The sequence below is a fragment of the Inquilinus limosus genome (genome assembly GCF_051487185.1).
GTDB classification, from domain to species: Bacteria; Pseudomonadota; Alphaproteobacteria; order DSM-16000; family Inquilinaceae; genus Inquilinus; species Inquilinus limosus_F.
This window is the reverse complement of sequence record NZ_JAHVDK010000005.1, coordinates 57,321-77,170: the sequence shown is the minus strand read 5'-3', so window position 1 is coordinate 77,170 and position 19,850 is coordinate 57,321. Positions and strand designations below refer to the sequence as shown.

Sequence of the window (19,850 nt, the reverse complement as noted above, 5' to 3'; positions counted from 1 at the left end):
TTCCGGTGCTCACGGACCTTCATGTCCGCTGCGCTCCGGTTCTCAAAATCACCGCCAGCCGACTCGCTCCAGCGCATTCTTGGACGGGCTCTGGCCCGTCCGTCGTAAAAATCGGACGGAAGCCCTTGTTTCCCTGTCTCTTTCGCCTGAAACTCCCGTCAGGGGACAGGGAGTGGCCGTTTTCATGCTGATCGAGCGCGAGGAGCCGCTTGACCGTCTGCTGGGACTGGCCCGGCGGGCCGCGGCCGGCCATGGCGGCACCGTCGTGCTCAGCGGCGAGGCGGGGATCGGCAAGACCGCCCTGCTGCAGGAGTTCACCCGGCGCCTCGGCCCCGGCCACCGCGTGCTGTGGGGCGGGTCCGAGGCGCTGTTCACGCCGCGCGCGCTGGGACCGCTGCAGGACATGGCGCATGCCCTGGGACCCCGCGTGGCGGCGCTGCTGGATGGGACGGCGGCGCCGGAACGGCTGTTCCCGGCCCTGCTGAACACGCTGCAGGAGGCGCCGGACACCACCATCCTCGTCTTCGAGGACGTGCATTGGGCCGACAATGCGACGCTCGACCTGGTGAAGTATCTCGGGCGCCGCATGCCGGTGCTGCGGGCCCTGCTGGTGCTGAGCTTCCGCAGCGAGGAGGCCGGCCCCGACCATCCGCTGCGGCAGGTGCTGGGCGACCTGCCGGCCACCGCCGCGCGCATCGCCATGCGGCCGCTGTCGCCCGAGGCGGTCGCCGTGCTGGCGCGGCAGGCCGGCCGCCCTGCCGCCGACCTGCACCGGATCACGGCCGGCAACCCCTTCTTCGTGACCGAGCTGCTGGCCAGCCAAGACAGTGCGCCGGGGAGCATTCCGGCCTCGATCCGCGACGCGGTGTGGTCAAGGCTGTCGCGGCTGGCGCCGGACGAGCGCGGGGCGCTGGAGATGATCAGCATAGTGCCCGGCAGCGTCGAGCCGTGGTTGGCACGGGCCCTGCTGGGCGCCAGGGCCGACGCCGTGATCGACCGCTGCATCGGCCGCGGCATGCTGCTGCGGGACGATCAGGGCGCCGTGGGCTTCCGCCACGAGCTGGCGCGGTTGGCCACGCTCGACCAGCTGTCCCCAGCCATCCAGCAATCGCTGCACGCGCGGGTCGAAGCGGCGATGGCCGACGCCCCTGTCGCGCAGTCCGGCGCGTTGCTGCCACGCCAGGTGCACCACGCCGCCGCGGCGGAGGACGGCGCGCGCGTCCTGGCCCTGGCGCCGCAGGCGGCGGCGCAGGCGTCGCGCCTGGGCGCGCACCAGCAGGCGGCCGCGCATCTGGCGAGCGCGCTGCGCTATGTCGACCAGGCGCCGAAGGCGCTGGCGGCGCAGCTCTACGAGGACTGGGCCCATGAGGCCGGCCTGGCGGCGCGCATCGACGATACGGTGATCGAGGCGCGGCAGAACGCGATCGCACTGTGGCGCGAGCTGGGACGGATGGACAAGGTCGGCCTCAACCTGCGGGCTCTGGCGCGGCTGCTGTGGTCGCGCGGCGAGGTGCGGCAGGCCGGCGACTGCGTCGACGAGGCGGTGCGGGAGCTGGAGCGCCTGCCGCCCGGGCCGGAGCTGGCGATGGCCTACAGCGTGCGGTCGCAGCTGCACATGCAGCACAGCAACGTCGACGCGGCGGTCGAATGGGGCCGGCGCGCCATCGACCTGGCCGACCGGCTGGGCGATGTCGAGACCCGGGTGCACGCGCTCAACAACGTCGCCACCGCCCTCCTCTTCGTCGACCGCCCGGGCGGGCGGGAGATGATGGAGGAGAGCCTCGCTTTGGCCCTGGAGCACGGGTTCCACGAGCACGCCGCGCGGGCCTACATGAACCTCGCCGAGTATGCGGTGGTGTTCAAGGACTTCACCCTGGCCGAACGGGTGCTGGCCGAAGGCATCGCCTTCGAGACCCGGCACGACCTGGATTCCTGGACCCATTACCAGGTCGGCTGGCAGGCGCGGCTTCGGCTGGAGCAGGGCCGGTTCCGCGAGGCCGAGTCGATCGCCGGCGGGGTCGTCGGCCTCGAGCAGCTCGCCCCGACGATCCGCCTGCCGGCCCTGATCGTGCTGGGCCGGGTGCGCATGCGGCTGGGCGAGCCGGATGCCCAGGCGCTGCTGCAGCAGGCGCTGAAGCATGCGCTGGAGACCGGAGACCTGCACCTGATCGCGCCGGTGCGCTTCGCGCTGGCCGAGGCGGCCTGGCTTTCCGGCGAGCTCGGCCCCGCCCATCAGCAGCTCACGGCCGTGGCGGCGATGGACCTCGACAGCTTCGACCCCTGGGCCCTGGGCGAGCTCGCGGTCTGGTGGCGCCGCTGCGGCATGGCGGCGCCGCTGCCGCCGGCGACGGCGCGGGCCCCGGCGCCACGGGCGGCCGAGCTGTCCGGCGATCCGCTGACGGCCGCGGCGGAATGGACGCGGCTGGGCCTGCCCTACGAGGCGGCCCTGGCCCTGACCCAGGTCCGCGACGCCGAGGCGGGGCCGGCCCTGGCCCGCGCCGTGGCGATGCTGGAGGAGATCGAGGCCCGCCCCGCCGCCCTGCTGGCCCGCAGGACCGCGCAGCGCCTGGGCGTCGCCGACCAACTGCCGAAGGCGCGGCGCGGCCCCTACGCCGTCGCCCGCCGCCACCCGCTGGGCCTGACCCGGCGCGAGCTGCAGGTGCTGCAGCTCCTTGCCGAGGGCATGGGCAACCGGGACATCGCCCATCGGCTGGTGCGGTCCCCCCGCACCGTCGAGCACCATGTCTCGTCGGTGCTGGGCAAGCTGAACGCCAGCAGCCGGATGGATGTGGTGCTGCGCCTGCACAGCGAGCCCTGGCTGCTGTCCGCCGGCGAAAACTAGGTAGTCGCCCCCGCGAAAATTGGGCATCCGCCCCGAAGCGCCGCGGCCGCGCGGCGCCTAGGGTGTGCCTCGCGGCTCCGCCCCCGGACTCTGCCGACTCTCGACGCAGGGCGGACAACGCGTCGAGCACGGAGGCACATGGCGATGACGGGCATCGATGCCGCTGCGGATCTCGACTATTCCCTGACCATGGCCCCCGGCCTGGCCGTCGCCCTTTCGGGCCGCGACATCGACGGCGAGGACGGGCCGGGCGCGACCGCGCCGGACCGTGCGTCTCGCCAGGACACGGGCAGCGGCATCGAGGATCTGCTGGACTGGCTCGACCTCGGCGTGATCATCGCGGATGCGTCGGCCCGGCCGATCCGGCTGAACCGGCGCGCCGAGGCGATCGTGGCCCGGAAGGACGGGCTGTTCGCCACGCCGTTCGGCATCACCGCGACCCATCCGGAGGAGACCGGCAGACTGCGGCAGGCGATCGCCGCGGCCGCGGTGGGGGGAGCCCGCCTGCGGCTGTCGCGCCCGTCCGGATCGCCGCCCCTGCTGGTCACCGTGATCCCGGTGCGCCGCGACGCCGACCGTGGCCCCGCGGCGCCCTGGGTCGCCCTCTTCGTCATGGATCCCGGCGCGGCGGGCATGCCGGCCCCGGCGCTGCTGCAGGAGCTGTTCGGCCTGACCGCGGCGGAGGCCGTCTTCGCCGCCGAGATCAGCCGCGGCGACGGGCTGCAGGCCGTCGCCGAGCGCCTGGCGATCGCGCCCACCACGGCGCGGACCCACCTGACCCGGATCTTCGAGAAGACCGGCACCCGCCGCCAGGCGGAGCTGGTCCGGCTGCTGACGCAATGCGACCGGCTGGCGCCGTCCGCCGGCTGGCCGCCGCCTGGCCAGGACCGAGAGCATCGCGCCCCGGCCCGGATCAGCTCTTGAGCGGCATCCAGATCTCGACCAGGCCGGTGCCCGTCCACGGATCGAAGTCCTCGCTGTAACGCTCGAAATTCGGCGCGTCGGCGAAGGCGTGGCCGGATTGCGGCAGCCAGCGGGTCCAGATCGTGCAATGCGTCGCCCGGATGCGGGAGATGTGGCCGCGGTGGCTGAACACCGCGTAGCGCTGCGCCGGGATGCGCACCCGGGCGAAGTCCGCCGGCAGCTCGTCGAAGCTCGCGACCTCGACCCCGGCGATGTAGTCGAAATTGCCGGCGTCGTCGGCGTTGCAGCAGACGCCGTAGGTGGCGCCGCCGAGCTGGTTCGGCACATGGCCGATCTGCGGCCCGAAGCGCTGCCACAGCGCCGGGATGCCTTCGTTGGTCTCGAAGGTGTAGCGGCCGCCCAGTCCGGCCACCAGCAGGGTCTTGCCCGTCTCGAAGCGCGGCGCCTCGAGGTCGATGATCAGCGTGTCGTCCAGCCGGATCGGCTCCACCAGCGCGAGGTTGTCGATATGGCCCTGGCCGCGCACCTGCTCCGGCGTCAGCCCGAACTGGTCGCGGAAGGCCCGGGTGAACGCCTCGTGGGAGCCGTAGCCGGCATCGAGCGCCACCGCCAGGATGTCGGAGGCGCCGGCCGCCAGGGTCCGGGCCGCCTCGGTCAGACGGCGGCCGCGGACATAGCGCATCACCGAGCGGCCGGTGGCCACGCCGAACAGCCGGCACAGATGGAACCGGGACACCCCGGCGGCTTCGGCGATCGCGTCGAGCGTCACCTCCGCCGAGAACCGGTTCTCGATGTACCAGACCGCCCGCTCGACCGCGCCCATGCCCTTCTCCCGCTGCGTTCGCCGGAACTGTGCCGATGGCGGATGCCGCCCGTTTGATCGCGATTGCGCCTCCGGGCCGGCTGTTGAAGGATTCGCCATCTTCCCGCTGCCCGCACAGGACACCTCGCCATGGCCCATGAGCTGCACACCGCCGACCGATCCCGACTGTCCAATATCGGCGAGATCGACTGGGCGGCGCTGCGCCAGGCCCGGATCGACCTGGCCGCCTGCTTCCGCATGGCCGCGCGGCTGGGGCTGGAGGAAGGGATCTGCAACCATTTCTCGGCCATGGTGCCCGGGCGGGACGACCTGTTCCTGGTCAACCCCTACGGCCTGGCCTTCGGCGAGGTCACCGCGTCCAGCCTGCTGGTCTGCGACTTCCACGGGAACGTCATCGACGGCGAGGGCAAGCCGGAGGCGACGGCCTTCTACATCCACGCCCGGCTGCACAAACGCCTGCCGCGTGTCCGGGCGGCGTTCCACACGCATATGCCCAACGCCACGGCGCTGAGCATGGTCGAGGGCGAGCCGCTGGCCTGGGCTGGGCAGACGGCGCTGAAGTTCTACGGCCGCACCGCCGTGGACGACGCCTATAACGGCCTGGCCCTGGACGAGGCCGAAGGCGACCGGATCGCGGCGACGCTCGGCCACGCCGATGTGGTGTTCCTGCGCAACCACGGCGTGATGGTGTGCGGGCCGACCATCGCCGAGGCCTGGGACGACCTCTACTACCTCGAGCGCGCGGCCGAGGTGCAGGTCAAGGCGCTGAGCACCGGGCGGCCGCTGCGCCCGGTGCCGGCCGAGGTCGCCCGGCGGGCCTACCAACAGATGCGCGAGGGCGACCCGGAGAGCGCCCGGCTGCACCTCGAGAGCATCAAGCGCGTGCTGATGCGGCAGGATCCCAGCTTCGCAGCGTGATCGATGGAATGGATTGCCCGGCTCGGCCGTCCCTGGTCTGAGGGGCGTCCGCCGGCGGGTGCCCGTGAAGGGGATCGTTTCGAGATGAGCATCAGACGTCGCATCCTCGTGCCCGTATTGACCGCCATCGCGGTGCTGGCGACCGCCGGCCCGGCCCTGGCCCATCACAAGCCCTGGCACGGCGGCGGGCCGCCCTGGGCGCGGCCGTATCACGGCCCGGGCATCGTCTATGCGCGGCCACGGCCGCCCGTCGTCGTCTACGAGCGGCCGTATTACGGCTATTACGGGCGGCCCTACTACCATTACCGCCGGCCGGCGCCGGTCTATGTCGAGCCGCCGCCTTACTACATCGCCCCGACCCCGGGCATCAGCATCAACATCCCGCTGCGCTTCGACTGACGCGACCGCGCGCCACACGCGGCGATGGCGGCTTCGCCGCATGGCCAGGTCATGGCCAGGGGCACGGCAAGACGCAGACCGTGATCGTGCCCGGCAATCCGGCCGGCGGCCAGGGCAAGGCCCGCCCGGCGGCGCTGTTCTCGCCGCGGGACCGGGACGTGACATCGACCATTACGGCGGCTGGCCGCGCCCCCAAGGGCGCTGCCGCCCGGAACGGCGCGTAATCTCGCGCGGGGCAAACCGCTGCCGCCGGGCATCGCCAAGCGGATCCTGCCGCCGGACCTGCTGGCGCGCCTGCCCCGCTATGACGGCTACGAATATTGCATGATCGGAAGCGATATCGTGCTGGCGGCGATCGCCACCGGCATCATCCTCGACATTCTCACGAACTGAGGAACCGGGGCCACGTCGTCAGTCGAACGGGCGGAAGCCCTGGCGGGCGAGGTCCAGGTCGCGATCATCGACCACCCCGTTCCCGTCGACATCCAGATTGACCGTCTCCCACTCCCCGGTCGGCGCGGTGCCGGGCTTGACCTGCTGGATCCGATCATCGAGCTGCGCCTCGAGCGCATCGATCAGGTCCGGATCCGCGATCGGGTCGGCCCTGAGCGCGGCGATCCGCTCCTGCAGGGCACGGATGCCCGTCTCCTGGGGCGTGCCGAAATTGGCCTGCATGGCGCCGACGCGGGCGCTGTAGCCCAGCTCCTTGGCCAGGCTGACCATGGTGGAGACGCGCTGGCCGTGATTGCGGAACGGTCCCTTGCCGACGGTCGGCGACCAGCCCGAGCCGATCAGCGCCGCGGTGGTGTCGTCGTCGAGCGAGATGGTGTCGGTCCTGCCGGGCGCCTGGCCCTTGGCCTTGCCGCTGTTGCCGGGGCTGTCGCCGGCATCGTCCCCGGCATTGCCGCCGCCGTTGCTGTTGCTGTTCCCGCTTCCGTTGCCCCCGGCGTTGCCATTCCCGTTGCCGTTGCCGTTGCCGCCGCCGTTGCTGCTGCTGTTTCCCCCGCCGTTTCCCTTGCCGTCAYCGTTGTCGCCGCCCTTGCCCCCACCGTTGCCGTTCCCGTTGCCAGYGTTCCCGCTCCCCCCGCCGTCGCTGCTGCCGCTACCCCCGCCGGTTCCCTTGCCGCCACCGTTGTCGCCGCCCTTGCCGCCGGCGTTGCCATTCCCGTTGCCAGCGTTCCCGCTCCCCCCGCCGTCGCTGCTGCCGCTACCCCCGCCGGTTCCCTTGCCGCCACCGTTGTCRCCGCYCTTGCCGCCACCGTTGTCACCGCTCTTGCCGCCGGCGTTGCCATTCCCATTACCAGCGTTCCCGCTCCCCCCGCCGTTTCCCTTGCCGCCACCGCCGTCGCCGCCCTTGCCGCCGCCGTTGCCGTTACCCCCACCGTTTCCCTTGCCGCCGCCGTCACCGCCCTTGTCCTTGACGGTGATGAAGTGCGGCTTCGAGATGTTCGCGAAATCCCCCCACACGGCTGCCGTCGCGCCCGTCGCGTAGAGCAGGCCGAAGGCCGCCACGAGGGGCAGTGCTGCAGCAGAGCGGATACGCATCAGGAACTCCAGAACCGTGCTGTCGTAACGAGCCGCGGCGGCCCGCGCCATCATCCATCAGACGTTCGACCGGCCGCCACCATTCCGGGCAATTTCGTGAAATTCGGCATCCTGCCCGGACCGGACCGCCATATTGTGCGTTAATAGGCCGGATGGGTGAATCGCAACAGCAGCAGAGTGGTGATGGGATGTCCGATCCGGCCGAACGTGTGAAGGGAGCGCTGCTGGCCTCGCTGCCGCGGCTGCGCGCCTTCACCCGAGCGCTTGCCGGTTCTGCTTCCGAAGGGGACGACCTGCTGCAGGCGACCTGCGAACGGGCGCTGGAGCGGGCGCACCAGGCCGGCGCCAATGGCACGATGCAGGGCTGGATCTTCCGCATCGCCTACAACCTGCATCTCGACCGGCTGCGGGCCGGGCGCCGCCGCGGCGATGGGGCCGAGCCGGTCGACCCGGACACGCTGCCGGGCGGCGACGCCGAGGCCGAGGTGGAGGCGACCCTGATGCTGGCGGCGGTGCAACGCGCCATCGACCGCCTGCCCGAGGAACAGCGCAGCGTGCTGCTGCTGGTCTCGGCCGGCGGTCTCAGCTACGCTGCCGCGGCGGAGGCGCTGGAGGTGCCGGTCGGCACGGTGATGAGCCGCCTGCACCGCGGCCGCCAGGCGCTGCATCATCTGCTGTCGCGGCCTGTGGTCGGCGCCGTTGTCGCGGTGGCGCCCCGCTGATGGAGACGACCGTGACGATCGATACCGATTGGATCGCGGGCTATGCGGATGGCGAGCTGGAGCCGGAGCGCCGCCGCCTCGTCGGCGCGGCCCTGGCCCGCGACCCGGCCCTGGCCGCGGCGCTGCGGCGGGAGCGCGAGGTCTCGACCCTGCTCTCCGCCGCGTTCCGCCCGGTGGAGGAACCGACGCCGCGTGCCGTGGCGGCGCTGCTGGCCCCCGCAGCGGCCGCATCGCCTTCGATCCGGCGCCGCCGCCCGGCCGCCCGGTGGCTGCGTGCGATCGCGGCCGCGGTGGCGCTGGTCGCCGTCGGCGCCGGCGGCTGGACCGCGTTGCGCGCCATCGATGGGCTCGAGAGCCGGGTCGCGCGCATCGAGGCGGCGGAACAGCAACGGGTGACGACACAGACGGCGATCGCGAACGGCCGGGCCGATGTGCTGGAGCGCTCGCCGAACGGCGTCGAGATGCCCTGGCGCAGCGGCGACGGCGCGGTCGCAGGACGGGTCCGGCCGGTCTCGACCTTCGTCGACGGCTCCGGCCGCTTCTGCCGCGAGTTCACCGAGGCGATCGAGGGGCCGGACGGCCATCGCGTCGGCGGCGGCATCGCCTGCCGGGTCGGCCAGCGCGACTGGCGCCTGTGGTGGTCGCAAGACGGCGGCGAGCCAGCCGGCCAGGCGCTGTAGGCTGGCCTCCGGAGAGGACTGATCATCCTTTTGGCGCCATCCGGTTGCCTCTCCCGCTTGCGGGAGAGGTCGGAGACGCGAAGCGGCTCCGGGTGAGGGGAGTTTTTGTCGAGGCCGGGACCAGCCCTCACCCGGTCTCGCTGCGCGAGCCCGGCCTCTCCCGCGTCCGGCGGGAGAGGCAACGCAGAACCGGCCGCCGCGCCGGCCGGCTAATTCCCCACCGGCCGGGCGTCGGAGACGAAGGGTCGGTACTGGAACAGCCAGGTCTCGGACGCCACCTGGTCGCCGACCTTGAGGAACAGCCGCATCTCGACCGGGTCGTCGCCGTCGATCGTCAGGTCGAACTGGGCGCGCCAATGCCCCGGCACGTCGTCCGGCACCGCCTCCATGAAGATATAGGAGAAGGTGCCGCGCGAGGCCCACAGCACCGGCTCCGGCTTCACCCCGAAGGGCAGGCCGGCGAGCGGGCCGCCGAGGAACTCGACCATGAACTTGCGCACGCCTTCCGGGCGCGGCTGGCCGGGCTGGCCGCCGCGGCCGAGGCGGGTCGCCACCACCCGGGCCAGCGGCGTCGGATAGGGCTCGTCCGCCATCCAGTGGATGCGGTAGGCGAAGGGCAGCTCGTCGCCCGCCTTGGTCGGCGCCTCGGGGTGCCAGTAGGCGACGATGTTGTCGTGGATCTCGTCGTCGGTCGGCAGTTCGACCAGCTGCACCGCCCCCTTGCCCCAGTCGCCCAGCGGCTCGATCCAGGCCGAGGGCCGCAGGTGGTAGCGAACGCCGTCCTCGTAATGATCGAAGTTGCGGTCGCGCTGCAGCAGGCCGAAGCCCTTCGGCGACTGGTCGAGGAAGCTGGAGATCACGATCCGCGCCGGGTTGTTCAGCGGCCGCCAGATATGCTCGCCACCGCCGGTCCAGATCGCCAGACCGTCGCTGTCATGCACCTCCGGCCGCCAGTCGATCGCGGTCTTCTTCACCGTCTCGGAATACCAGTACATCGAGGTCAGCGGCGCGACGCCGAGGCGCTCGATCGGCTGGCGCAGGAACAGCGTGGACTCGACATCCATCACCACGCCGGCGGTGCGCCGCATCAGGAAACGATAGGCGCCGGTCAGGCTGGGACCGTCGAGCAGCGCGTAGACCGTCACCGCGTCGGCGTCGGATTGCGCCGGCTCGAACCAGTAGGAGACGAAGTCCGGGAACTCCTCCGGCCCGCCCGAGCCCGGGGTGATGGTGATGCCGCGCGCCGACAGGCCGACCTGGCCGAGCTCGCCCTTGGCGCGGAAATAGGAGGCGCCGAGAAAGGCCACCCAGGGCTCCTCCTTCTTCCAGTCGTCCTTGCCGTCCTTGGCCTCCTGGATCCAGAAGCCGGCGAAGGCCGAGGGCTGCGACGGCAGCTTGGCGGCGGGGCTGTCCGGGCCGATGGTGAAGTACTCCGGGTCATACAGGATCTCGCGCGCGGTGCCGGCGGCGGGATCGACTGCATGCATCTTCACGGTCTTGGGAAAGAACCGGCCGACATGCTGGAAGGTGATCGGATAGGCGCCCGGCTGGCCGTCGCCGTAGAGGGCATAGCCAGGCTTGTACTTCAGCTTGCCGTGCGCGTCGTAGTCGATCGCCTGCACGATCTCCGGATTCGGCCGTGGCGGGGACACATAGGCCGCCGCGGCGAGCTCCCGCGCCCGGGCCTTCAGCCCGTCATAGGAGAACGGGCCGGGGTCGCCGTAGCGCAGCCCGGCCGACGGCGCCGCCAGGGCGGAGGCCCCTCCGAACATCCCGAACATCTGGGTGGCAGCGGCCAGCTTCAGCAAGGTGCGGCGGTCGAGCATGATCCTGGTCGGTCCTTTCACTGCGGTCTCCCGGCCGGCCGGGAAGCGCGCCTTCCTTACCAAGCCAGACGGCGGGACGCAAAGCCTGGCCCTTTGCAAGACCGCCGATCGCGGCGTAGATCACGGAGCTGCATGGAGGATCCGATGGACAGCCGCCTCGACCGCATGATCGCCCGCCTCACCACCCAGCGCCGGGCGCTGGAGCGGGCGGCGGAGGAGATCCGCGGCCTGCCCGGCCCGGTGCTGGAGATCGGCCTGGGCAAGGGCCGCACCTACAGCCATCTGCGCAAGCTGTTCCCGGACCGCGAGATCATCGCCTTCGACCGCGACCTGCACGCGCCGCCGGATGCGGCCCCGGCCGCCGCCGATCTGGTGCTGGGCGATTTCCGCGACACCCTGCCGGCCTCCTCCGGCCGGGCGCCGGCGGCGCTGGCCCATGCCGATTTCGGCAGCGAGGACCGCGCCCGCGACGCCGCCCAGGCCGGCTGGCTGGCCGGGCTGATCGACCGGCTGATGGCGCCCGGCGGCTTGGTGGTCAGCGACCGGCCGCTGCAGGCGGCGCGCTGGACCGCCCTGCCCTTCGAGACACCGGACTGGCCCTATTTCCTGTGGCGGGTCGGCTGACGTCCGGTTCACCGGGACAGCGCTTCGCGCGCATTCCGGGTCGTCATCGCGAGGCCCCCGGCTGGATCGGCTGACCCGCCTCGGCCAGCAACCAGTCGCGAAAGGCGAGGATGCGGGGATCCCGGCTGCTGCCTTCCGGGTAGACCAGATGATAGGTGTGGTTGTTTGCGACGCTGATGCCGATGTCGAACAGCCTCACCAGCCGGCCCTGGGAAAGGTCGTTGGCGATCATGGCGAGGTCGGCCAGGCCGACGGCGCCGCTGTCGATGGCCGCCTGGACGACGTGGCTCGTATCGGAGAACGCAACGCATCGGCTGTCGTCGAAGTCGTCGATGCCGGCCGCGGCCATCCACATGCGCCAACCCGGCCAGGCAATGCCTTCGGTCTTCCTGTCCACATAGAACAGCGTGTGGTGGACCAGATCCCGCGGCTCTTCCAGCCTGGGACCGATTTCGATCAGCTTCGGACTGCAGATCGGGACGATGACGGTATCGAACAGCCGTTCCGAACGCATGCGGTCGTATCTTCCCGCACCGAAGCGGATCGCGACATCGACGTCGTCGACGTCGAAATCCCGAATCTGATCGCTGATGTCGAATGTCAGCTCCAAGGCCGGATTCGCGGCTCTGAACCGCGACAGCCTGGGCAGGAGCCAATTCGTGGCAAATCTCGCGCCCAGCGACACGCGCAGATGCGCTGACCCGCGGGCCATCTTCCTGGCGCGGCCGACGGCGCGCTGCAGCATGTCCAGCGCGTCGGCGGCCGCCTCGAACAGCACGGCGCCGGCCGGGGTGAGCCGGATGCTGCGGCTGGTGCGCGTGAACAGCACGACGCCCAGCTGCTCCTCGATCTCCTTGATCTGATAGCTGACCGCCGCCGGCGTCAGCCCCACCTCCTCGGCCGCCCGCGTGAAATTCAAGTGTCGCCCGGCCGCTTCAAACGTCCTGAGCGCCCGCGTTCCCGGCAGCATACGGTCCATCGAGCTTCAAACAAGTTTTGACGATTCGTCGAAAACTACTCGTTTTTCAATGGCCAATCAAAGGGCGATTTAAAGATGCATTGATCATCATCCCGGCCGGGACGCGGCCCTTGCCCGTCCCGCCCCAGTCCCCCGGAGGGAACACATGTCGACCAGCTCGACCACATGCGAAAAGCGATTGGAAGGCCACGCCCCGGCGGCACCCGCGGCCCCGAGCGAGACCACGCGCTGGCCGGCGCGGCTGTGGGTCTCGCTCCTCATCTTCAGCGGGGTGATCCTGCTCGACGGGCTCGACATCTCGATGATCGCCGTGGCGATCCCGGAAATTCAGCGCGAGTTCGGGATCAGCGCGGCCGCCGCGCAGTGGCTGGTGAGCGCCTATATCCTGGCATTCGGCGGCCTGCTGCTGCTGGGCGGACGATGCGCCGACCTGTTCGGCCGGCGGCGGGTGCTGGTGACCGGGCTCGCCGTGTTCGCGCTGGTGTCGGTGTTCGGCGCGCTCACCGACGACGCGGGCCTGCTGATCGTCTCGCGCTTCGTCAAGGGCATGGCCGCGGCCTTCACCGGACCGGCGGCGATGTCGCTGCTGACCACAACCTTTCCCGAAGGCCCGCACAGGAACAAGGCATTCGGGATCTTCAACCTGTTCGAAGCATCGGGATACTCCTCCGGGCTGCTGATCGGCGGCCTGCTCGCGGGGCTGGACTGGCGATACATCTTCCTGCTGCCGGCCCCGATCGCCGTGCTGCTGCTGCTGGCGGCGCTGCGCTTCCTGCCGCCGGATGCGCCGCGCACCGAACGGCTGCGGCTCGATATCGGCGGCGCCCTGACCCTGGTCGCCGGGATGCTCCTGCTGGTCTTCACGGTTGTCTCCGCAGCGGATGTCGGATGGACATCGCTGCGGACGATCGCCGGCTTCGTCCTCTCCGGGCTGCTGCTCACCGGTTTCCTCGCCATCGAGCGGACAGTGCGCCAGCCGCTGATCCGGCTGGGCATCTTCCGCAACCGGAGCCTGGTGGCCGCCAATGCCAGCGCTGCCCTCCTCTACGGCGGCGCGATGGGCTTTCAGTTCCTGATCGCCCTGTACCTGCAGAATCTGCTGGGCTGGCAGCCGCTGCAGATGGCGCTGGTGCTGCTGCCGGCGGGACTCATGGTGGTCGTCACCGGGCCCAAGATCGGGGCTCTGATCAGCCGGTTCGGCGTCACCAAAGTGCTGCTGGTCGGGCTCACGGCCTTCGTTCCGTGCTATCTGCTGATGCTGCGCATCGGACCTGTCCCGGACCTGTGGACCGTGCTGCTGCCCGCATCGGTGCTGTGGGGCATGGGCTTCGCGCTCAGCATCTCGGCGCTGATGGTCGCCGGCACCAGCGGGGTGGCCGACCATGAACAGGGATTGGCCGCCGGGCTGCTCAACAGCTCGCTGCAGGTCGGCGGCGCCTGCGGCCTCGCCGTCGTCACCGCCGTGATCATGCCCGGCACGCAATTGGCCATGCTGATGCCGGGAGTGGCCGTCATCCTGGCCTTCGCGGTCCTGACCCTGCTGGCGCAGCTGATGCACCGGCGCCGCTGACCCGGAACCGGCCCGCGCTGCCCCGAGCGCTGCCGGCGGCCGCTGCCGAGCGGGCCGGCCGCCGGCAGCGGTACGGCGTGGCGCATCCTTCGCAACTGCGGCATCATCCCGCGCTGCAACACACCCATGCCAGATCGGGGGTGGTCCGAGCGGATCCCTTCCTATCTTGTATACGGAATGCACGGGTCACCCGAGCAAGACGCGAGTGTGTGATGAGCAAGGCACGCCGGGCTAAGCCCGACTGGTTCATGATCGCCCTTCCCCTCGTCGCCCTCGCGGCGTGTCTCTGGCCCACACCGGGCCTCACGGGCGGCCCCCTGCACTGGGACTGGATCTCGACCTACGGCGTCTCCGTCGTCTTCTTCCTCTACGGCCTGACCCTGGCGCCGGAGAAGATGCGGGCCGGCGCGTCGCATTGGCGGCTGCACCTGGTGGCCACCGCCGGCACCTTCATCCTGTTCCCGGCCCTGGTGCTGGGCGTCGGCGAGCTCGGTGAGGACTGGATCCAGCCGGACCTTCTGCTCGGCTTCTTCTTCCTGGCGGCCCTGCCCTCGACCATCTCCTCCTCGGTGGCGATGACCTCGCTGGCGCGCGGCAACCTGCCGGCGGCGATCTTCAACGCCACCCTGTCCAGCCTGCTCGGCGTCGCGGTCACGCCGCTGCTGATGGCCTGGTACACCCACAACCAGGGCGCGCCGATGCCGATTGGCCCGGTGCTGCTGAAGGTGGTGCTGCTGGTGGTGGTGCCGATCATCGTCGGCCAGCTGGTGCGGCCGCTGCTGAGCGCCTGGGCCAACCGCAACTACGCCCGGATCAAGATGACCGATCGCGTCATCATCCTGGCGATCGTCTACGGCTCCTTCGCCGATTCGATGGCCTCCGGCATCTGGTCGCAGCAGGACCCGATCGTGCTGGTCGAGATCGTCGGCGGCGTGGTGCTGCTGTTCGGCATTGCCTTCGCGGTCATCTGGGGCGTCTGCCGCCTGATCGGCTTCGACCTGCCCGACACCATCGCCGCGACCTTCTGCGGCTCGAAGAAGTCGCTGGCCACCGGCGTGCCGCTGGCCCGGCTGATGTTCGGCACCTCGCCGCAGCTCGGCCTGGTGCTGGCGCCGGTGATGGTGTTCCACTTCTTCCAGCTGATGGCGGTCAGCGTCATCGCCGGCCGCCTCGCCGCCCGCCCGCTGACCGACGCCGAGGCGCGCGCAGCCCGCAAGAAGGAAGAGCCGGCGCGCGACCGCCGCACGGCGCGGGCGGCGTGACGCTCAGATCCCCTTCACCAGCCCGCCGTCGACCAGCAGGTTCTGGCCGGTGATGTAGCCGGCCTCGTCGGACAGCAGGAAGGCGGCGGAGGCCGCGATCTCCCCGACCGTGCCGAAGCGCTTGGCCGGGATCTGCGCCAGCAGCTCCGGCTTCTCCGGATAGCTGTCGATGAAGCCGGGCAGGATGCTGTTCATGCGGATGCCCGCGGCAGCATAGCGGTCGGCATAGAGCTTGGTGAAGGCCGACAGCCCGGCCCGCAGCACCGAGGACACCGGGAAGGCCGCGCCCGGCTGCACCGCGCCGAAGGCCGAGATGTTGACGATCGCGCCCTTCCCCGCCTTCTCCATCGCCGGCGTCACCAGCCGGGCCAGCCGCACGACATTGACCAGGATCAGGTCGAGGCCGAGATGCCAGTCGGCATCCGGGATGGCCAGCAGGTCGCCCTTGGGCGGGTGGCCGGTGTTGCTGACCAGCGCGTCGATCCGGCCCCAGCGGTCGAGCGTCGCGTCGACCAGGCGCTGCAGATCCGCCGGCTCGGTCACCGAGCCGCGCACGGCGATGCCGCCGAGCTCGTCGGCCAGCGCGTCCACCGCGTCGGAGGTGGCGAACAGCGCCAGCCTGTAGCCGCGCCGCGCCAGCTCGCGCGCGATCGCGGCGCCCATGCCCTTGCTGGCGGCGGTGACGATCGCCACCCGTTCGGTCGTGGTCATCCTTGGGTCTCCTTCCGTTGTGCCTGACACATGCGCCCGCCGGGCGGCGGAGACAAACGGGAAGTTCTTCGCCCGGGGTTTAGGAAAGCTAAGGGTCTGCTATCGACAGTTCCGGATCCCTCCACGACCGTCATTGCGAGCGGAGCGAAGCAATCCAGGGCCGCAAGAGCGGAGGCATGGATTGCTTCGTCGGCTTCGCCTCCTCGCAATGACGGTTTGGGGCTTCTGGAAAGGTCCGGTTCAGAGCAATCCACGCCCGCTTGCGGCGCCCTGCGCTTTCCGACAAGAAGAGCGCATGCGGATCCTTCTGGTCGAAGACAATCCCGATCTCGGGGAGGCGGTGGAGAACCGGCTGCGCAAATCCGGCCATTCGGTGGAGTGGGTGCGCGACGGCCTGTCGGCCGCCGAGGCCGCCGGCCACGATATCTTCGACGCCGTGCTGCTGGACATCATGCTGCCCGGCCAGGACGGCTTCGCCGTGCTGCGCGACCTGCGCCGGCGCGGCATCGACGCCCCGGTCCTGGTGATCACCGCGCGGTCCGAGATCGACGACAAGGTCGGCATCCTCGACCTCGGCGCCGACGACTACCTGGTCAAGCCCTTCGACCTGCGCGAGCTGGAGGCGCGGCTGCGCGCCCTGCTGCGGCGCCCGGCGGGCCAGACCAGCAGCACCGTATCGCAGGGCAACGTCACGCTGGACCTCGCCGGCCATGCCGTCACCGTCGCCGGCCGGCTGGTCGAGTTCGGCCGGCGCGAATTCCGCCTGCTGGAGATCCTGCTGACCCGCGCCGGCCAGGTCGCGGCCAAGGACCGGCTGATGACGCAGCTGTTCGGCGACGAGGCGGATGTCTCGGTCAACGCGCTGGAGCTGCTGGTCTCGCGCGTGCGCCGCAAGCTGGAGGGCGCCGATATCGACATCGTCACCATCCGCGGCACCGGTTATCGGGTGCAGCCGCGCGGGCCCCAGGAGTGAGCGCGCCGTGAACACGAGGGCCGGCCGTGCCTCGATCCGGCGACGCATGCTGGCGCTGACCGTGCTGGCGCTGCTGCTGGCCGGGATCGGCCTCGTCGCCCTGATCCGCGACTATGCCCGCAGCGCGTCGGACAGCGCCTTCGACCGGCTGCTCGCCGCGTCCGCCTTCACCATCGCCGGCGCGGTCCAGATCGAGGACGGGGCGGTCGCGGTCGAGTTGCCCACCGCCTCGCTGGCGATGCTCGACTTCTCCGACGACGACCGCGTCTTCTACGAGGTGGCGGCGCCGGACGGCGCCTTCGTGACCGGCTATCGCGACCTCGGCGCCGGGCTGCCGCCGGCCACCTCCGCCACGCCGGATTTCACCGACGGCACCTATCACGGCGAGGCGGTGCGGATCGCCACGGTCGGCCGGCTGGTCTTCGTCGAAGGCAAGGCCGGCTGGGCGACCATCCGCGTCGCCGAGACCCGCGGCGCCCGCTCGGCGCTGGCGTCGGAGATCCTGGGCCAGGCCGCCCTGCCCCTCGCCGCCCTCGGCCTCGTTGCCCTCGGCCTGGTCTGGTTCGGCATCCGCTATGCCTTCGCCCCTCTGGTGGTGATGGAGCGGGAGCTGCGCCGCCGCGCGCCCGAAGACCTGTCGCCGGTACAGGTGCCGGTGCCGGTCGAGGTGCAGCAGCTGGCCGGCGCGCTGAACGACTTCATCGGCCGGCTGCGCAGCGTGATGGAGCGGGTCAGCGGCCTGGTCGCCGACGCCGCGCACCAGGTGCGCACGCCGCTGGCCTCGCTGCGCGCCCAGGCCGAGGTGGCGGTCGACGAGGACGACCCCGCCCGGCTGCGCGACCGCGTCGCCCGCATCCACCAGAACGCGGTGCAGGCCAGCCATCTGGTCAACCAGCTGCTGATGGACGCCACGGTCCGCCATCGACTCGAGGCGCGCGAGGCGACGGCGGTGGCGCTGGACGCCATCGTCGAGGATGTGCGCCAGCGCCTCGATTCCGAGCAGGCCGGACGGCTTTCGGTCGCGCTGGCGCCGGAGGCGGCGCGGGCCGAGATCAGCGGCGACCGCGTGGCCCTGCGCGAGATGCTGTGGAACCTGGTGGACAATGCCCTGACCCATGCGCCGGACAGCACGGTCGAGATCGACGCGACTGTCGAGCGCGGCCAGGCCGTGATCCGGGTGTCCGACCGGGGCCCGGGCATCCCGGAAACGGAGAAGGCGTTGGTGCTGGAGCGCTTCACCCGCGGCCAGGGCAGCCGGGACCGCCCGGGATCGGGGCTGGGCCTGTCGATCGTCCGTACCGTGGCCGAGGCCCATGGCGGCACCCTGGCCCTCCTGGACCGGCCGGGCGGCGGGCTGGAAGTGCGGGTCGAGCTGCCGGTCGTCGAGGCGGCACGGCGGCGGCCGCACGGGCCGGCGGCGGCGCTGCTGCTGGCCGGAGCGCTGTTGGCGACGACGATCGAACCGAGCCGCGCCGCGCCCGGCGTCACCGTCTATCCGGCCCCGGCCGGCGGGGAGCGGACGCTGACCATCCTCGGCGCCACCGACACCCCGCTCTTCGCCCGCTTCATCGCCGATTTCCAGGCGCTGCGGCCGGAGATCCGGGTGGTCTATCAGGAGACCGACACGCTGCCGATGTACCAGGCGGCGGCGAGCGGGCAGCTGTCGCCCCTGCCCGACCTGATGATCAGCTCCGCCCCCGACCTGCAGGTGAAGCTGGCCAATGACGGCTTCGCCCAGGCCTATGCCTCGTCCTGGCTGGATCGGCTGCCGCATTGGGCGCAGTGGCGGGCCGAGGCGATCGGCTTCACCTTCGAGCCGGCGGTGATCGCCTACAACCCCGACCTGCTGCCCGAGGCGGAGGTGCCGCGATCGCATGCCGAGCTGATCGCGCTCTTGGAGGCGCAGCCGGAGCGGTTCCGCGGCCGGGTCGCTACCTACGACATCGCCATCAGCGGCATCGGCCACCTGCTGGCCACGCAGGACGCGCTGATCTCCTCCAACTTCTGGCGGCTGGCCGCGGCCTTCGGCCGGGTCGATGCCCGGCTGAGCGGCAGCAGCCCGGAGATGCTGGACCGGATCGTGAGCGGCGAGCTGATCCTGGGCTACAACCTGCTCGGCTCCTACGCCTTCGCGCGGCAGACCGCCGGAAAGCGGCTGGGCGTGGTGGTGCCCGAGGACTATGCCCTGGTGATGACCCGGGTGGCGCTGATCCCGCGCGGCGCGCCGGATGCCGAGCTGGCCCGCGCCTTCGTCGACTATCTGCTGTCGCCCCGCGGCCAAGCCCTGGCGGCGGGCGTCACCGGGTTGGGCGCGATCATGCCCGACATCTCCGGCCCCTGGACCGCCGGCAGCATCGCCGGCAAGGCCGAGGGCGCGCTGCAGCCGATCCCGCTGGGGCCGTCGCTGCTGGTGGCGCTGGACGAACGCCGCCGAGACCGGTTCCTGCAGACCTGGCGACGGCTGGTATCAGACGGCACCCCGATGAGGGGACCCTGACAGCCCGAGCCATGGACACTCGATCCCGGCGCCGTCATGCTTCCAGCATGACCGACGAGCTCGACAACCTGATCTCGGGCTATCTTCGCCGTATCGACGAGAAGATCGATCGGGTGATCGAGACGCAGCAGGATCACGGCCGGCGTCTGACCTCGCTGGAAGGCCAGGTGGCCGGACTGCACGCCGATTTCGCAGGCCAGTCCGCCCGCATCGACCGCATCGAAGCTCGTCTCGACCGGATCGAGAAGCGGCTGAACCTGATCGAGGCCTGATACCAGCGGCCCCTTTAAGTCGCCTCACCTGCTTTTTTGTCATGGCGAGGCGCGAAGCGCCGTGGCCATCCAGGGACCGGTATTGCTGGATGGCCACGCCCCTGCGGGGCTCGCCATGACGGGTTTGTATTTCGAGCTGTTGCTCCCTTAGCGCCGATGACAGGACGCTGACAGGTTCGGCGGCTAGACTGATCCCTGGAACCGGGCCGATCGCGATGCCCGGGGCGAAGCAACAGGCCAGGGAGGTCCCGATTTCACCCGAGATGCAAGAGCCCCGCGACTG

General features: G+C 71.1%; 18 protein-coding genes. 13 read left to right on the top strand and 5 right to left on the bottom strand.

The window, feature by feature from the left end:
* Positions 1–172: 172 nt before the first annotated feature.
* Positions 173–2,842, top strand: a complete 2,670-nt coding sequence (locus KXR53_RS07300; protein WP_437374444.1) for an ATP-binding protein — start codon at positions 173–175, stop codon at positions 2,840–2,842.
* A gap of 144 nt (positions 2,843–2,986) precedes the next feature.
* On the top strand, positions 2,987–3,766 hold the full coding sequence (locus tag KXR53_RS07295; RefSeq protein WP_437374443.1) for a helix-turn-helix transcriptional regulator: 780 nt from the start codon (positions 2,987–2,989) through the stop codon (positions 3,764–3,766).
* On the opposite strand, the gene KXR53_RS07290 is transcribed toward KXR53_RS07295, so the two are convergent.
* On the bottom strand, positions 3,756–4,589 hold the full coding sequence (locus tag KXR53_RS07290; protein WP_437374442.1) for an AraC family transcriptional regulator: 834 nt from the start codon (positions 4,587–4,589) through the stop codon (positions 3,756–3,758). The genes KXR53_RS07295 and KXR53_RS07290 overlap by 11 nt on opposite strands.
* Positions 4,590–4,718: 129 nt before the next feature.
* Between KXR53_RS07290 and KXR53_RS07285 the strand changes: the two genes are divergently transcribed.
* From KXR53_RS07285 to KXR53_RS07275, 3 genes are all read left to right on the top strand, one after another.
* Positions 4,719–5,507 (top strand): aldolase, encoded by a 789-nt coding sequence (locus KXR53_RS07285; protein WP_437374441.1) that lies wholly within the window; start codon positions 4,719–4,721, stop codon positions 5,505–5,507.
* Between the two features lie 84 nt (positions 5,508–5,591).
* Complete coding sequence (locus KXR53_RS07280; RefSeq protein WP_437374440.1) at positions 5,592–5,906, top strand: hypothetical protein; 315 nt, start codon at positions 5,592–5,594, stop codon at positions 5,904–5,906.
* 180 nt (positions 5,907–6,086) lie between these two features.
* Complete coding sequence (locus KXR53_RS07275) at positions 6,087–6,299, top strand: anti-virulence regulator CigR family protein (RefSeq protein WP_437374620.1); 213 nt, start codon at positions 6,087–6,089, stop codon at positions 6,297–6,299.
* Positions 6,300–6,317: 18 nt separating this feature from the next.
* Here KXR53_RS07275 and KXR53_RS07270 read toward each other — a convergent pair whose 3' ends face one another.
* A complete protein-coding gene (locus tag KXR53_RS07270; RefSeq protein ID WP_437374439.1) occupies positions 6,318–7,505 on the bottom strand; it encodes a hypothetical protein in 1,188 nt (395 codons plus the stop codon).
* Positions 7,506–7,639: 134 nt separating this feature from the next.
* Between KXR53_RS07270 and KXR53_RS07265 the strand changes: the two genes are divergently transcribed.
* Together KXR53_RS07265 and KXR53_RS07260 are read left to right on the top strand one after the other, a co-directional pair.
* Positions 7,640–8,173: an RNA polymerase sigma factor gene (locus KXR53_RS07265; protein WP_437374438.1), complete on the top strand. Its 534-nt coding sequence runs from the start codon at positions 7,640–7,642 to the stop codon at positions 8,171–8,173.
* An 11-nt stretch (positions 8,174–8,184) separates the two neighbouring features.
* Positions 8,185–8,853 carry a hypothetical protein gene (locus tag KXR53_RS07260; protein WP_437374437.1) on the top strand — a complete coding sequence of 223 codons (669 nt, stop codon included), beginning with the start codon at positions 8,185–8,187 and terminating at the stop codon, positions 8,851–8,853.
* Positions 8,854–9,062: 209 nt separating this feature from the next.
* Here KXR53_RS07260 and KXR53_RS07255 read toward each other — a convergent pair whose 3' ends face one another.
* Entirely contained in the window at positions 9,063–10,700 is a 1,638-nt protein-coding gene (locus tag KXR53_RS07255) for a glucan biosynthesis protein (RefSeq protein ID WP_437374436.1), read from the bottom strand.
* 123 nt (positions 10,701–10,823) lie between these two features.
* Between KXR53_RS07255 and KXR53_RS07250 the strand changes: the two genes are divergently transcribed.
* Positions 10,824–11,303 carry a class I SAM-dependent methyltransferase gene (locus KXR53_RS07250; RefSeq protein ID WP_437374435.1) on the top strand — a complete coding sequence of 160 codons (480 nt, stop codon included), beginning with the start codon at positions 10,824–10,826 and terminating at the stop codon, positions 11,301–11,303.
* 43 nt (positions 11,304–11,346) lie between these two features.
* Here the strand turns inward: KXR53_RS07250 and gcvA are convergent, their stop codons facing one another.
* Positions 11,347–12,282: a transcriptional regulator GcvA gene (gene gcvA, locus KXR53_RS07245; protein ID WP_437374434.1), complete on the bottom strand. Its 936-nt coding sequence runs from the start codon at positions 12,280–12,282 to the stop codon at positions 11,347–11,349.
* A gap of 145 nt (positions 12,283–12,427) precedes the next feature.
* On the opposite strand from gcvA, the gene KXR53_RS07240 reads away from it, so the two are divergent.
* Together KXR53_RS07240 and KXR53_RS07235 are read left to right on the top strand one after the other, a co-directional pair.
* Complete coding sequence (locus KXR53_RS07240; protein WP_437374433.1) at positions 12,428–13,852, top strand: MFS transporter; 1,425 nt, start codon at positions 12,428–12,430, stop codon at positions 13,850–13,852.
* Positions 13,853–14,064: 212 nt separating this feature from the next.
* Positions 14,065–15,114, top strand: coding sequence for a bile acid:sodium symporter family protein (locus tag KXR53_RS07235; protein ID WP_437374432.1), 1,050 nt, complete (start codon positions 14,065–14,067; stop codon positions 15,112–15,114).
* A gap of 3 nt (positions 15,115–15,117) precedes the next feature.
* Here the strand turns inward: KXR53_RS07235 and KXR53_RS07230 are convergent, their stop codons facing one another.
* Positions 15,118–15,825: an SDR family oxidoreductase gene (locus tag KXR53_RS07230; protein WP_437374431.1), complete on the bottom strand. Its 708-nt coding sequence runs from the start codon at positions 15,823–15,825 to the stop codon at positions 15,118–15,120.
* A 295-nt stretch (positions 15,826–16,120) separates the two neighbouring features.
* On the opposite strand from KXR53_RS07230, the gene KXR53_RS07225 reads away from it, so the two are divergent.
* From KXR53_RS07225 to KXR53_RS07215, 3 genes are read left to right on the top strand one after another with little or no spacing between them, the layout of a single operon-like run.
* A complete protein-coding gene (locus tag KXR53_RS07225) occupies positions 16,121–16,798 on the top strand; it encodes a response regulator transcription factor (protein WP_437374430.1) in 678 nt (225 codons plus the stop codon).
* Between the two features lie 7 nt (positions 16,799–16,805).
* Positions 16,806–19,295 carry an extracellular solute-binding protein gene (locus tag KXR53_RS07220; RefSeq protein ID WP_437374429.1) on the top strand — a complete coding sequence of 830 codons (2,490 nt, stop codon included), beginning with the start codon at positions 16,806–16,808 and terminating at the stop codon, positions 19,293–19,295.
* A gap of 47 nt (positions 19,296–19,342) precedes the next feature.
* Positions 19,343–19,567: a hypothetical protein gene (locus KXR53_RS07215; RefSeq protein WP_437374428.1), complete on the top strand. Its 225-nt coding sequence runs from the start codon at positions 19,343–19,345 to the stop codon at positions 19,565–19,567.
* Positions 19,568–19,850 lie beyond the last annotated feature (283 nt).

Excerpts from the sequence above, each read along its gene's own strand:
- KXR53_RS07250 (WP_437374435.1), top strand. The coding sequence starts at position 10,824 with ATGGACAGCCGCCTCGACCGCATGATCGCCCGCCTCACCACCCAGCGC.
- KXR53_RS07225 (WP_437374430.1), top strand. The coding sequence starts at position 16,121 with ATGCGGATCCTTCTGGTCGAAGACAATCCCGATCTCGGGGAGGCGGTG.
- KXR53_RS07235 (WP_437374432.1), top strand. The coding sequence starts at position 14,065 with ATGAGCAAGGCACGCCGGGCTAAGCCCGACTGGTTCATGATCGCCCTT.
- KXR53_RS07230 (WP_437374431.1), bottom strand. The coding sequence starts at position 15,825 with ATGACCACGACCGAACGGGTGGCGATCGTCACCGCCGCCAGCAAGGGC.
- gcvA (WP_437374434.1), bottom strand. The coding sequence starts at position 12,282 with ATGGACCGTATGCTGCCGGGAACGCGGGCGCTCAGGACGTTTGAAGCG.
- KXR53_RS07290 (WP_437374442.1), bottom strand. The coding sequence starts at position 4,589 with ATGGGCGCGGTCGAGCGGGCGGTCTGGTACATCGAGAACCGGTTCTCG.
- KXR53_RS07295 (WP_437374443.1), top strand. The coding sequence starts at position 2,987 with ATGACGGGCATCGATGCCGCTGCGGATCTCGACTATTCCCTGACCATG.
- KXR53_RS07280 (WP_437374440.1), top strand. The coding sequence starts at position 5,592 with ATGAGCATCAGACGTCGCATCCTCGTGCCCGTATTGACCGCCATCGCG.
- KXR53_RS07265 (WP_437374438.1), top strand. The coding sequence starts at position 7,640 with ATGTCCGATCCGGCCGAACGTGTGAAGGGAGCGCTGCTGGCCTCGCTG.
- KXR53_RS07240 (WP_437374433.1), top strand. The coding sequence starts at position 12,428 with ATGTCGACCAGCTCGACCACATGCGAAAAGCGATTGGAAGGCCACGCC.
- KXR53_RS07285 (WP_437374441.1), top strand. The coding sequence starts at position 4,719 with ATGGCCCATGAGCTGCACACCGCCGACCGATCCCGACTGTCCAATATC.
- KXR53_RS07215 (WP_437374428.1), top strand. The coding sequence starts at position 19,343 with ATGACCGACGAGCTCGACAACCTGATCTCGGGCTATCTTCGCCGTATC.